At 38.5% G+C, this 12,918-nt stretch carries 14 protein-coding genes and 1 pseudogene; 10 read left to right on the plus strand and 5 right to left on the minus strand.

Annotated features, from left to right (window positions below):
- Both AB4496_RS03360 and AB4496_RS03365 read left to right on the plus strand, forming a co-directional pair.
- Positions 1-461 (plus strand): DUF1566 domain-containing protein (locus tag AB4496_RS03360; protein ID WP_372130590.1); only part of this gene is annotated, 461 nt, incomplete at its 5' end.
- A gap of 97 nt (positions 462-558) precedes the next feature.
- On the plus strand, positions 559-765 hold the full coding sequence (locus tag AB4496_RS03365) for a hypothetical protein (protein WP_102258143.1): 207 nt from the start codon (positions 559-561) through the stop codon (positions 763-765).
- Between the two features lie 108 nt (positions 766-873).
- Here the strand turns inward: AB4496_RS03365 and AB4496_RS03370 are convergent.
- Together AB4496_RS03370 and AB4496_RS03375 are read right to left on the minus strand one after the other, a co-directional pair.
- Positions 874-1,782: pseudogene (locus AB4496_RS03370) on the minus strand (IS5 family transposase).
- 195 nt (positions 1,783-1,977) lie between these two features.
- Positions 1,978-3,051: a hypothetical protein gene (locus AB4496_RS03375; RefSeq protein WP_102258144.1), complete on the minus strand. Its 1,074-nt coding sequence runs from the start codon at positions 3,049-3,051 to the stop codon at positions 1,978-1,980.
- Positions 3,052-3,217: 166 nt separating this feature from the next.
- On the opposite strand from AB4496_RS03375, the gene AB4496_RS03380 reads away from it, so the two are divergent.
- The 7 genes from AB4496_RS03380 (at position 3,218) to AB4496_RS03410 (ending at position 8,418) form a co-directional block, all read left to right on the plus strand.
- A complete protein-coding gene (locus AB4496_RS03380) occupies positions 3,218-4,042 on the plus strand; it encodes a DUF2971 domain-containing protein (RefSeq protein ID WP_102258145.1) in 825 nt (274 codons plus the stop codon).
- Positions 4,043-4,413: 371 nt separating this feature from the next.
- Positions 4,414-5,232, plus strand: a complete 819-nt coding sequence (locus AB4496_RS03385) for a DUF6602 domain-containing protein (protein WP_102258146.1) — start codon at positions 4,414-4,416, stop codon at positions 5,230-5,232.
- A 109-nt stretch (positions 5,233-5,341) separates the two neighbouring features.
- Positions 5,342-5,476, plus strand: coding sequence for a hypothetical protein (locus AB4496_RS03390; RefSeq protein ID WP_258184164.1), 135 nt, complete (start codon positions 5,342-5,344; stop codon positions 5,474-5,476).
- Positions 5,477-5,480: 4 nt separating this feature from the next.
- Positions 5,481-6,266, plus strand: coding sequence for a metallophosphoesterase (locus AB4496_RS03395; RefSeq protein WP_102258147.1), 786 nt, complete (start codon positions 5,481-5,483; stop codon positions 6,264-6,266).
- A gap of 6 nt (positions 6,267-6,272) precedes the next feature.
- Positions 6,273-7,154 carry a hypothetical protein gene (locus tag AB4496_RS03400; RefSeq protein ID WP_198592111.1) on the plus strand — a complete coding sequence of 294 codons (882 nt, stop codon included), beginning with the start codon at positions 6,273-6,275 and terminating at the stop codon, positions 7,152-7,154.
- Positions 7,151-7,495: a MazG nucleotide pyrophosphohydrolase domain-containing protein gene (locus AB4496_RS03405; RefSeq protein ID WP_102258149.1), complete on the plus strand. Its 345-nt coding sequence runs from the start codon at positions 7,151-7,153 to the stop codon at positions 7,493-7,495. The genes AB4496_RS03400 and AB4496_RS03405 overlap by 4 nt, the downstream gene beginning before the upstream one ends.
- On the plus strand, positions 7,492-8,418 hold the full coding sequence (locus AB4496_RS03410; RefSeq protein WP_102258150.1) for a thymidylate synthase: 927 nt from the start codon (positions 7,492-7,494) through the stop codon (positions 8,416-8,418). The genes AB4496_RS03405 and AB4496_RS03410 overlap by 4 nt, the downstream gene beginning before the upstream one ends.
- 358 nt (positions 8,419-8,776) lie before the next feature.
- Here the strand turns inward: AB4496_RS03410 and AB4496_RS03415 are convergent, their stop codons facing one another.
- Both AB4496_RS03415 and AB4496_RS03420 read right to left on the minus strand, forming a co-directional pair.
- Positions 8,777-9,802 (minus strand): aKG-HExxH-type peptide beta-hydroxylase, encoded by a 1,026-nt coding sequence (locus tag AB4496_RS03415; protein WP_102258151.1) that lies wholly within the window; start codon positions 9,800-9,802, stop codon positions 8,777-8,779.
- Positions 9,803-11,038: an MFS transporter gene (locus tag AB4496_RS03420; RefSeq protein ID WP_102258152.1), complete on the minus strand. Its 1,236-nt coding sequence runs from the start codon at positions 11,036-11,038 to the stop codon at positions 9,803-9,805.
- Positions 11,039-11,969: 931 nt separating this feature from the next.
- On the opposite strand from AB4496_RS03420, the gene AB4496_RS03425 reads away from it, so the two are divergent.
- Positions 11,970-12,329, plus strand: a complete 360-nt coding sequence (locus tag AB4496_RS03425; protein ID WP_016790675.1) for a hypothetical protein — start codon at positions 11,970-11,972, stop codon at positions 12,327-12,329.
- Positions 12,330-12,347: 18 nt separating this feature from the next.
- Here AB4496_RS03425 and AB4496_RS03430 read toward each other — a convergent pair.
- A partial coding sequence (locus AB4496_RS03430) for a hypothetical protein (RefSeq protein ID WP_372130591.1) occupies positions 12,348-12,918 on the minus strand: 571 nt, incomplete at its 5' end.

Consider the following 12,918-nt stretch of genomic DNA (forward strand, 5'->3'; position numbering starts at 1 on the left):
CGGTGGAGGTGAATGTGTGTAACTTGGCTGGTACATGTATTGATATCTACGATAGAGGTAGTGGTAAGTTGCTTACCAATTCACCATCAGCGGCCTATCTAGACAGCATTGGCGGTAGTGCTACAAACGGTACTCATACTGAAAACGGAAATTCCGGCCCAGTTGGTGGTGCTTTTTATCTATTCGACTGGAATAACGCAAATGCACTGTGTACTACCTACAACACCCATAGTCTCGGCGGACGAACTAACTGGCGTTTAGCAACAAGAGACGAGTTAAAAACGGAGCTATACGACGCATTCGGCCCGATGTTTATCGCGCGCGGTTGGCCGACCACCTACTACTATTGGTCGGTGACTCCTGATGGTTCTCTCTATTACGACGTGGACCTCGTCAATGGCTACGTCTTCAGCAACCAGCCGAGCCTCACGGGCTACGTATCTTGCGTCTCAAATCCTTAAAGTTGAGCGTTTAGAGTTTAACGTTTTAATTTTTAATTTTAGTTTTTGAAGTGCCAGAGTTGCATCTGGCACTTTTTTAGGGGGGGGGGGAAGATAAGTGAATATTGAAACTAAATTAGCATTGGTTGAAAGCAGTCAACGTATTGTTGGCATAAAAGAGGGGATGTTTGTACGTTTCTATGAGCAATCACTCTTTGGTTGGCAGCAGTGGGTATCTAAACAGGACCAATTACCGACATTGAAGGTGTTAAAGAAAAAGGTTAAGAAATTGGGTCATGACTCCAACATGGTGAGCTTGAGTTAGAATGGTAGTCCCTCAACTCTGAATTAAAAATTATGGCTACTATTCAAGTTAACGGCGTTGTTGATCAAATCAATCTAGAGACAAAGCTACGCCGTCTATCGCTAACCGTTAGCTTCTAACAGGCATACCTATAGTTATAACTTTGTTTATAGCTTTGACATTTTCCATGATTTCACCCACTTGAGCGTTGTAACATCTCAAACTCAATTTACCGCTCGTTAGCCCTTTGTATCTGGACATCGCAGTCTCGGATATTGAGCGATCGTGATAACCAGACTGTACTTTCCACTCCGCTATTTTGCCATTCTTAAGCGCATTTACCGCTTCATTTCTGGGGTGACTCTCTTCCCAAAGCGCAGCATTCTTTCGAGGTGGTATCAACGGGGTACAACCTTTCTTTTTCAGAGTCTCATGGCAATGTTTGGTATCATATGCGCCATCGCCTGATACTGCGTGAACCTTTCTGCGTAAAGGATTAAGTAATGTCGGTAGTACTTCGCTATCGCCAACATTAACAAGACTGACTTCTGCACTAATGGTTTCGTGGGTATCGACATCAACAGCTAAGTGCAGTTTGCGCTATGTTCTGCGTTTCTCTGCCCCGTGTTTTTTCACCTTCCACTCTCCCTCACCAAAAACTTTGAGACCAGTTGAGTCAATGGCTATATGGCGAATAGCCCCTCTAGATTTATTACGATATTTGACCTGAACCGTCTTCGAACGCTTGCTTATACAAGTGTAATATGGAGAACTCAAAGGGACATCTATTAGTTCAAAAATAGAGTCGATGAAACCTTGAAGAGCACGCAGAGGTAGGGAGAAGATACCCTTAATCATCAAAGCTGTTTCAAGCGCTGTATCAGAATACTGGAAGCCTCTACCACGTTTACCGTGATGGGTTTTGCATTGCCATGCATCCACGGCTGAATCATCAATCCAAAACGTAACAGAGCCACGCTTGCGCAGAGCCTGATTGTATTCAGCCCAGTTAGTTATTTTCTTTTTAGCCTTACCCATGTTACCACCGTTTTAACTACCACATAGGATCAGATCGCAGGAATTAGAAAAGGTTCAACTGATTTAGGCAACAACGCCCCTCAGAAATGCCCCAAAATGAGCTTCAGTACGAATTGTTGTTCCAGAAAGTTCACTAGCTTGGATATGTAAAAAGTAATGTATGGTAACAATCAAGACCTGCCCCCATACATGCTGCTAATCTATCTCATGTATAGAAAAATGATTAGACAGGTAATCACGATGCCCATTTATGATTTCAAGATGGTCTAATGATAGTCCTTGAGACACGACTAATTGATTGAACAAATGACTTATGTGCTGTAAATATTTCTTAACATCCGATTGGTTATTGGGGTCGCCTACGTAGCATTTCCCAGCATTGAAAAATTGATAGTAGCTACATTTATCAGCCAGTTCATTTAAAGTGCAGTTTTTAACGTCAATAGACTTTATGACTTGGTTTGTCTTATAAAGGACTGTTAGTACATCCAAAGGACCAGTATTTAGATGGATATAGCTCGGCTTTTCATCTGAGTAGCCGTAGTCAAACAAAGCGTCAATGAACCCCTTTTCGCTGAAGAAAGTTGTTCGATTTGGAATTGGAACCTTTTCCAACTTGCAATACTCATGTAATCGAGACGAGACACGACCGATTAAGAACAAAGAGGATACTGGTTGCAGTATGTTGAGAGTTACGGGTTTGAAACTAGGGTCGGTAGTGTTTGATATATCACCTACCCCATACAGCCTAAAGCATGTAACGTGCAGTGATTTGAAAGCGGAACTAATACCATAATCAATGTTTAAAATATCAGGGCTTACTTCAGAGTGCTCAATAATTGTTTTTTGATAGTCATGTATATGGTGCTCAACTTCGAATAATGGGAACCCAGTTTGTAGGTTATGCGGCTCAATAGTGGGCTTAAATTCTTTTGAAATATAGTCTGTAAATAGCGACTTATGTAGCTTTCTTTTGAACTGAAAAGTAATCTCAAAATTTTCAGCTTCTACTATCTCCTGAAGATGCTTATCAAAATTATCAAAGTGACTATTTTCTGCTTGAGTTAGCCATTGCTGACGTTCAAAGTCAAAACGCTCTAGATTGTGATTCATTTGTTGCATATGCTGCGTCGCTAAGAAGACTAATGTTCCAACAGTGCCAGCAGCTGCAACCCATGTTGCTAAGTCTCCGTAATTTGTAACCGCAGCTAATGACGAGCCAAAGATAACAGCAACGATTAGAGTAATTAGCCACACAACATTCTTCATTTGTATTGTATCCGTCTAAGCAGAGAAGTAGCGTATTATACCGCATTATCAATTACTTATTGGATTGTTAATTGAACTGGTATAAAAATGATTGCATCATAGAGGGAAGAAAACAGCTGTGAGTCGGCTAATAAGCGTTAACTGTATTGAAGTTCAGAGGTAGTAAATGATCTTATACAAATATGTAGGCTTTCAGGCTGCAATCTCCATGATTGAGTCGTCAACCTTAGGTTTCAGCCGTGTTTTAGACCTAAATGATCCCTTTGAGGGTACATCAATTTGCGCATTGGATAATCATGGTATGACAGACAATTTGGTTGTGAATGCAATTAAAGAACGTTTGTCAGCTAAATTTGGTGTCTTGTCGTTAACAAGACAGCCGTTAAACTCTTTAATGTGGGCGCATTATGGTCAATCGCATACGGGGGTTGTGATTGGTATTGACTGTGAAAAAGCGGGTTTAACCGATCCTGATACATCCTCAATTCCAGTGAGTTTTGGGGATGTAATATACTCAGCAACAAAGCCGTTCCATCCTGTGAATATGGACATTTTGGCTGAAAATTTAGCTTTATCCCATTTTGAGCCTCATTCGTATAATTTGTTGTCTCGTGCGTTTTTGCATAAATCCTTAGAATGGGGTTACGAAGAGGAGGTTAGGGTTGTAAAAGACATCACTGACTCAAACGGAAATTTTGTAAGTAAGCGAAGACCCGCTGAGTTTTCAAACCATTCAGGAAATTGGAATCAAATTTTAATCGAGGGTGAAGGGCGTACAATTCCTTGTTTAAGTGTTCCGCAAGAATCGTTCGTTAAAGTTTATATTGGTCGCCACGCTTATAAACAAGTTTCGCACTTTAAAAACTTCTCACATGAAGAGTTCCAAGCCACGTTGCAAGGTTGGGCTAACCTAGGCATTGAGGTAAACGGCTGTCGTACAGATGTTAGGTCTTGGAAACTTGAGGCTCAGCGTTTGGAACAGTACAGTTAGCGAGCTTGTAAGGTTTCAAGATACTTTTTCTTATCTATTCGGATAACTTTAGTGCTATTGCACTAACTAATTTGTGTCCAGAGGCTTCATAGACCTGAATTTTGACTCGTGGCACTTTCTAACTCGAAAGTGCCCCAAACTTTGTTAGTCCCAATGAACTTACCGTCTGGCGAACATTGCAGTAGACCCAATTAATCTAATCCGTACTTTGGGCGCTTATACGGAAACTTTCCGTTTTTCTACCCCGAAATCCTCTTTCGATTCACATAACAGGTTGATGCTAATTGAGTTTCATAATGTGTGCCAGCATCATAGATGGAATGCAAACACGGGAAAGTTTCGTCTAATAAGCTTTAGGCCTCAGAGTATATATGACTAGTTATAATGGATACATTCAGCGTCTATCAAAGAAAGTCGTTGCAAGATTAAATGATATTGAAGCTATCTATAATTTTGACTTAGGAGATGAATTTGAAATAGCTATGTGCCACCTGTTATCGGATTTTTTACCTGAAAAGTTTGGTGTCTGCAGAGGATTTGTAATTAGCGAAAGTGGTGAGCTTGCCGGAGACGATCTTATCATTTTTGATAAAATGTCTTTTCCTGTACTTAGACCGATGCATGGAAATAATTTCTCTATCAAACAACAAATTCCGATTGAAGCTGTATATTCTTATATTGAATGTAAAAACTCTATAAATGATGAACTTGTATTTGATAAAGCATTGTCTCAAGTCAGAGCCGTAAAAAACCTTATCTTGCAGCGCGCTGTGAAAAATAACCCTGACTTTGAAACAAATGGACCTATTTATAATAATAAACCTAGAGATTGGCCAAGGAATTTTCCTAAGCGAAAGAACCAGCCCTTTTGCGCTATTATTTCTAAGAGTTCAAATGGTTTTTTCCCTGATAAAGTTATGGTAGATCCTAGTAACCCTGACCTCATGATATTAGGGGAAGATAGAGTAGCTACACAAACTGTGAACCTTGGCTCTGACGGGATAAAAAGCGCTCTCTTTTACGATGAGGATTACTGGTTTAGTTTGGCAATTGAAGAGGTAAAAGGCGATGCATTTGGTATCGGTATTGTTACGTTACTTCACGCACTCGGCTGGATTGAACTTCTACCAATTGAATGGGGCGGGCCTCTTAATAGAGCTTATTGGGATGCTCTATCCAATAAGGCCTAACAAAGGTTTTCAAGACGGACTCGTAACAGCTTGCTGGGTCCACTTCGTTTCACATTTTAGCAAGCTATTACTCTCAGCTTAAAACAGCGTTATCTCTTTTGAGGAATATATGAAAATAGAACAAGGTTATACTGAGCTTTTGTTAAAGCCATTAGAAGACAGTGCTGTACCTAATATGAAGGAATACCTCGGTGCATATCGCCCAATTAATTGTGATACTATTTCCATAAAATCAGGAGCTTAGCGCTATGGAAATCATTCACTTATCAGATTTACACTTTGGCGATGCACAAGCTCCATTTAGTGAAAGAGAGCTTTCTGAAGCTTTGTCTAAGTATATTTTAGAAAATACAGATAACCCAGTTATCGTTATTAGCGGCGACATAACGATAAAAGGGCAAGCTTGTGGCTATGAAATAGCCTCTACTTTTGTAGGTGATCTAATGTCTCTTGGCAAAATAAATAAAGAAAACTTGTGTATTTGCCCTGGTAATCACGACATTGTTGATGGCGATTTTCAAGCGTTTGACAGGTTTGTATATGGGCTTAGACGTGATCACAATTTAGATTTCAGCGATGATACTTATAAAGTTATAGCCATCCAAGACATGCTTTTCGTGGTATTGAATAGTTCTTATCATTTAAATCACACTTTTGGATTGGTGGATGACCGTTGCTTTGATGTGGATCTATCAGAGTATGGTGATATGAAAAAAATTCTCGTTTTTCATCATCATATTATTAGTCAGTTTGACGGTGATACGTCTGCAATTAGGAATGGATATGATTTAGTTCAGTTTATGGAGAAAAACAGATTCTGTTTAGCACTTCATGGACATCAGCATACAGAGCAACGTTACCACCTAGGAAAGAGTTCTACCCCTGTAATTTCAGCACGAAGTGGCAACTTTGAACAGTCGGGTTATTTGAATGCGTTTAATCACTACAAGATTACAAATGATGAAGTCATAATAGATAGCTTTGTATTTGAAAAAGCGAGAAGAGAAGTAAAGATTATAAAGTTGGCGAGGTAAACTATTTTGGAACTAGAATATAAACAAACAGCATCGCTTGAAACTGTTGCAAGTGATGCTTGTGCTGCGATCGAAGCAAACGGTTATAAGATTAATTTGTTGTTGTCTTATGAGCTTCCTGCCCAAGACCTCGTAAGGAATGCACTGTCTGATGTTCAAGATAAAGCGCAACAGTGGAACGCTGATAAATGCCCAGAAAACTTATACTTTAACCATGGGCAGTTTAAGGTTGATGGTGTAGATAATATTATTAATGAGCTCAAAGAAAAGCCATCTAGTAATAGAGCACTGTATTCATTGATTGACCAAAAAACCATAATGGGCTCTGGAGATAGTCCCATTCCTTCTTTTATGTTGTTTCAAAGTATCCTTGAAGATGAAACGTTATATTGCAATGTGTACTTGAGAGCCCTAGAAGTTAGTACGTTCTTGAGGATTAACTTAGAAGAAATTAGATTAAATATTGAAAAAATCGCCAGGTCATCACTGTCGTTCACTACGGTGAGACTAGTAATTCTAGCTTGTCGAGCTCATCACGTACCAAACTTTAATCCTTTGGAGAAACCGAACTTAGATTTGATGAGCCAGTATCAGATTCTTAATATGATGAAGGATGATCGACCTAAATTTATACGACATGTTGAACAAATGGCCGAAGTCCAAACAGTGCTAAGTAGTACTTCTATTCAACATATTCTCGAACTTGTTGAAGGTGAATGGGATCAAGCAAATAAACCTCGGCTGATTTCTTTGTTAAAAATAACTATAGGTTTAATTAATCAGTTAGAAGAATGTCGAAAACAGCACTCTCATGATGATCAGCTCAAAGAATTGAGTAGCTTAATATCTAACAACTTAAAGCTTATAGCTGAGGAATTTGCCAAATGAGCCTTACCTTGAAAGAAATATGTAAACGACAAAAGCAATTCGACAAACAAACCTCAATTAAGGGTAAATCATTCTATACAGATATCGATGGAACAAACCTTCAGGAACTTGAACATTTGATTGTTTGTATGCTTGGTGAGTTAGGAGAGTTTTCCAACTTAACGAAAAAGATCGTTCGAGGAGATAAATCCTTAAATGACTCTAAGTCAGATCTGGATGAAGAGCTGGTCGATACTTTCATTTATCTGATAAAAATCGCTAATCAATTTGATGTTGACCTAGAGAAAGGTTTTTTGAATAAACTCGCCAAAAACCAAAAGAGATTTGGGGGCTTAGAGTGAAGCTATATCAAGGTGATAGTTGTAACCGTTTATACATAAGTGCACTCAAAGACTGCTTAGCTGTAAATTCACCTACTCCTTCTCGCGTAGGAATGGTCTATGATCTTGGCCCTGTCGCTTTTGAGTTGACTCCTGGCAGGCTCAATTTACTAACTCTTAATAAGAGAGCTTTAAATCCTTTCTTTGCTATTGCTGAAGCTGCTTGGGTTGTTGGAGGACTCAATAGTTTAGACACATTGAACTACTATCTGAAAACATATGACAGTTTCTCTGATGATGGAGTGAGCCTCAATGGGGCTTACGGCTATAGGTTAAGAAATCACTTTGGTTATGATCAGCTTGAGTTTGTGATAAAAGAACTAAAAACCACACCTGATTCACGTCGATGTATTCTGAACATGTACTCCCCAGATGACCTAATTAATAACACATCCAAGGACATACCATGTAATACATCAATAATGATAAAAATTAGAAATGGTGCTTTGGACTTTACTGTTACAAATAGGTCTAATGATATCCACTGGGGCGTTCCATATAACTTTTTTGTGTTTCAAGTTTTACATTGTTACTTAGCGCAAAAAATCGGAGTTGAAGTTGGGTATCAGCGTCACTTTACAGATTCTTTGCATTTATATGAAAGAGACATAGCGGCGGTTACAGAAGTATTGAAGCATTCCGGGGATATTTTTGACACCGAAAGTGATAAGACTCTTGATCTCGTATATATGATTTTAGCGGAAATTGAAAATATTAATCAAAAGAAGTTTTCATGCATACAAGAAAAATCTTTACGTGAAGCATATGTAAATTATGAGCAGTTTAGGTGTAGTAAAAGCCTGTTTAGTTTTGAAAATAAAACAGGCAATGCGGTACTAGACTTCTTGACTTCTGATTGGCTGAGTAAGTATGCGAAAGAGTAAGTGTTTATTAGCGTATAACTCATGCGAGCTTTAGCATTTATTGGCATTACAGCCAATGAAACCGGAAAACAAGTTGTTTACATCATTTTCCCCAAATAGCCGTTTTTCTTATGTCTGGCCAGGATTTTGTGATACTGGCCTACACTCAGGTATCACCATTAGCAATGCCTTCGTTGGTAATTCATGCTGATTGATAGGTATAGAACTCATGGGGTCGCGTCTTGCTTTTTGCTTGTCAAAGTTTCCCATACTTTAGTTAATCCGTTGTTTTCTAAATTAGCAAAGTAACTGACACGTTTTTGTCCAGAAACGTGTTAAATACCTATGTATATATGTGATGGAAAATTAGTGGGGTAAATTAGACCTGATATTTACACCGTTCAACCAGAGTAACACAATCATTCCTTATATTTACTCCGAAGTTGGTGAGCCTCTCGGAACGGTCGATGACTTCAACGGTTTGTAGAAACTTATCTGTGAATGAGAGCTTGTTATTAGCTTCGTTGTAGTGGCTGATTATATCGGTTTTTTTTAGTTCAATATCTGGATTGGCAAGTAACTGATTAAACCCATAAATAGTGCGCGCTAAAACAAACATAGCATGGAAAACGCCGCTTATTGGTCGTTCGTCTTTTCTAAACGGGGTATAAAATAGGCCGTGATCGTTTGTTATGATTTTATCTTGATACCATAGCTGGTACAGCAAGTTGTGTGCGGTTTCGTGGATGATATGTTCAGCCAGGCGACTCCAGTGTTCAACGTCGCTTTTTAGATAGCGAATATTAAACATCCCTAGCATACTTAGATAGCTGCCAGCGTTCACATGAGGTGAACTCATAATGTGTATTTGAGATATCACCGTTTCTACCTCTTTATACAGAGTAGAACAGGACTGCTTAATGTAAGATAAGCATCTATTTATTTCTTCTAAAGTGTGCTGAAATTGTTCACTACTAGGTGACACTATGCCTTGATTTCTCTTTGCTAAATGCTCTCCATAACATTTTAGATGATCTTCCGCTATCAGAGCTTGAAGGATGCCATTCGTAAATATCTGGTATCGTTTACCAAATGGCACAATTTCGAGGGGTTTATCGCTGACCTCTTTTAGCTCAGTTAACATGTGGTTAAATACTCTTTGAGGCTCAAACTTTGCATCTTCCACGTTCCTTACAATGAACTCATGGTAAAGAAGGGCTTGCGGCATGTTTTTGCGTAAAGCCTCTCTATTTTGAGCCAAGAAGGATTTAAGTTTCGTATCATTAAGGCCTGAGAATTGGTGAAGATAATTAAAACTTTTAGTAAGGGAGTCCAAATTTCGGTTAATAATAAAATCAGCATTAGATGAGTTAGGGATAGCCCAGTTTACCGTTGTAATTTCCATTTATCTAAATGCCTTTGGGTAGTGTTGTGTGTAATAGTGCTCAAGAGTGTCATCGTTTTGTTTGAGTGCTTGTACTGACTCTTTTGAGAAAATAATAAATGTTAAAGAAAGGATTATGAGCCCCCCCATAACCCTGACAAGGTTATTGATATCAAGTTGTGTGTTATCCAGTATATAACTGAAAGTTAGGCTACCAATTGGAATGCTAAGTATACATAACATAAAGATGGCTGACTCAATTCGAGCTTTATATTCGTGAGGCACAGCGTGACCTCTCAAAGAGCTAAAGGGAATTCCCTTGATTGTTAAACCCATACCTGAGCAGAACAGAGCAAATACTTTGATATAAGCATCTTCAAATGTAGCGAAGGCGAACACCCCTAGACCAATTAGACACCCACCAAATAATACTTGATGGTATCGATTAAATATAGTTGTTGCTTTGATTGATATAGTTCCTCCTAATATCATTCCTACTGCTATCGCTGACTCAAATAATACGACATATCCCACATTGTTATTGAGTTCACGTAGTACATATATTGGAATTATAATTGACACTAAAGGAGTTAGAATGAAGTTCCCTACCAGTGCGGATAGACAAAACATAACTTCTGGCTTTAGGTTTTTAATGCTGCGGAACCCCTGTGTTAATTGGAGAGCTTTATTATGTTCCCCTCCGAACTCTGTGCTTTTTTTAGGGAAGGACATTAATAGGATTAAAATTAGTGAAGTAAGGTAGAGTGCTGTGGTGACATAAAGAGAAATCTCTACACCAATGGCGTAAATTACCCCCCCTCCAATTACAACACCGATGATGACTTGTAGCGAGTTCAAGGTCGAAGACAGACCAATCGCTTTTGTTAAACCTTCCTTGTCTATTAATAATGGAATAATACTATTGGGTGCTGCTGATATAGCACTGTTAAAAGCGGACAAGATAGAGACGAAGATAATACAACTTATCAATGATTCATAGTTGTAGGACAATAAAATAGAAGCTACGAGAGAACCGAAAATAGAAACTAAAATAATGGTTTTTTTTGAGTATATATCAAGTAAAAAACCAGATATAGGCAGGAAGAAAATGTTGGTTATCCACATGATGGCAACTAAAAATCCGACATTCTCAGATTGCCCAAAAGATTGTACTAACGCCCATATAATTACAACCGTTGTACTTCGAAAAGCCACAATGGAAGCCAGATGAGAAAAAATATATAGATAGTAGTTCATCAACTAGCCTCCATTACTAGATCACGTTTAGTTTTCGACGACCTTTAGGACTGCTGAGCCGCTTTGGTGTACCGAAAATAGTTTTAATTTATCTAGTTTTTTCATGACGCATTTCCTTATATTTTTTATGGATCAATCTTTATTTAAAGAGCACCAGAGGAAATAGAGAGTCACTAAACTTTTGTGTGTATGTGTGCATTCTCATCTCTTTCGCCAGTGTTAATATCTTTAGCAAGAATAGAATAAATTGTATAAGAGCTAGAGATTAATAATTTAAATTTAATTTATTTTTTTTGAGAGGGTTGATGGCGGAGTAGTTGGCGCGATTGTAGTTCTAGAATCTTGTTATTTCTAGCCTGTATTTTGGGGGTGAAAGTGCCCCTGTATAAGAGTAATTTGGTGTTAATGTAAAAACAGTGTGGTCAAATCTACACCCCAACCCCTTTCAATAGGGGCGTTTTTCATCGATAATCCAAGCTCTTAGTGAAAACAAAAACCAACCGGATACTTTGTAAGAAGTGCCCCTGTATTTTCAATTCTTCACCACACACCACGCTAAATCGTAAACGATTTAAATGATTGTCTGTGATGAATTTAAAACCTATAAAAACAATGACTTATGCTTAATAGTGGAGGCGAAATAGAGCGTGAAAAAATTTTCAAAATCTCAACTAATTAGCCGCTGAAATCCCAGTGTGAAAATATGTAATTACATTGAATTATCATTGGCGCCTTTCTGTGTAAGGGATTGTGGTGATTTCAATCTAAATTCAATGGGATTTAATTAAATTGTTATTTATCCCTTTATCGGTAAGGTTGTAGCGGTTTTTTCAAAACTAAGTACAATGGGTTTACATTGAGAATTTATTGGATTTCATTGAGGCTTAAAGGTGGGCTTCATTGACATTCATTGAGGAGAAAAAGCTAAATTATGTCACGTTCTTACCCTTTACAAAGCTCCCTTCGAGGGAAGCTAGAGCAAGATTTTAAGAAGTTCAGAGACAGAGAAAAGTTAAGTGATGCCGAGGCAACTCGTCAGCTTTTTACCTTGGCGTTGCGTATCAAACTGAATGACAGTGACGATGAGCGGCCGTCGAACCGTGAGTTGATGGAAGAAACGTATCGTAGAGTTAGGCAGGTACAAGGCGTGCTAAATTTAAATTTGGCGCATAGCTTTGATGGGGAGGGGTATTATAAGAATAAAGCGGATTCGATTGAGCAAAGAAAATCCAACACCGCTTTGGTTGATAAAAGCGTCGATGAATATCTTGAAGGCGAAAAAAAAGGGTAGCCATTGGCTACCCTTTTATTATCGCTCTAACTCTCTGTCGATTTCTCTGTCTTCCCACTGACTCTCTTTCTCTGAGTGATTAAATTCCATCTCTTGTTGAGGTGAATATTCTTTTGGCTCAAAGTGGTCGAGTGATTGGCTGTCGGTTTCTTTTTTCTCATTATAGTTGAGGGTGTCTAATTCGCTCTCTTGATGAGAAGTGTGCGCCTCATTTAATTCAATGTTATGTGCGCTGTTATCTCGCTCTAATTTGTTAATGCACGATTTAATGTCCTCTTTAAGATTATCGTCGGACATGAATTGAATGTCTCGTCCATTAAAGTTCTCGACGATTTTCTCAATGTTGTTCGGGTTTAAATCGTGGTTGCCGTGATTTAATACAATAATGATGTTCTGTCTCAGTTCATCGGTGGAGATGTTTTGAATGTCGTTCTTATGATTGACATTGATAATGTCAATCTGCCCTTGAGTTTGGTCTCGAATTAAGAATGAGTTTTCAATTGAGGTACTGATGATGGTGGTATTTAAATTCTCTCCTTGATGGAATTGGGTTAATTGTTTGGACTTTGTGCCTAGGGTTCTTGGGTTA

Origin of the sequence: Vibrio sp. 10N.222.46.A1 (assembly GCF_041473595.1) — a bacterium.
Classification (GTDB): Bacteria; Pseudomonadota; Gammaproteobacteria; order Enterobacterales; family Vibrionaceae; genus Vibrio; species Vibrio tasmaniensis_A.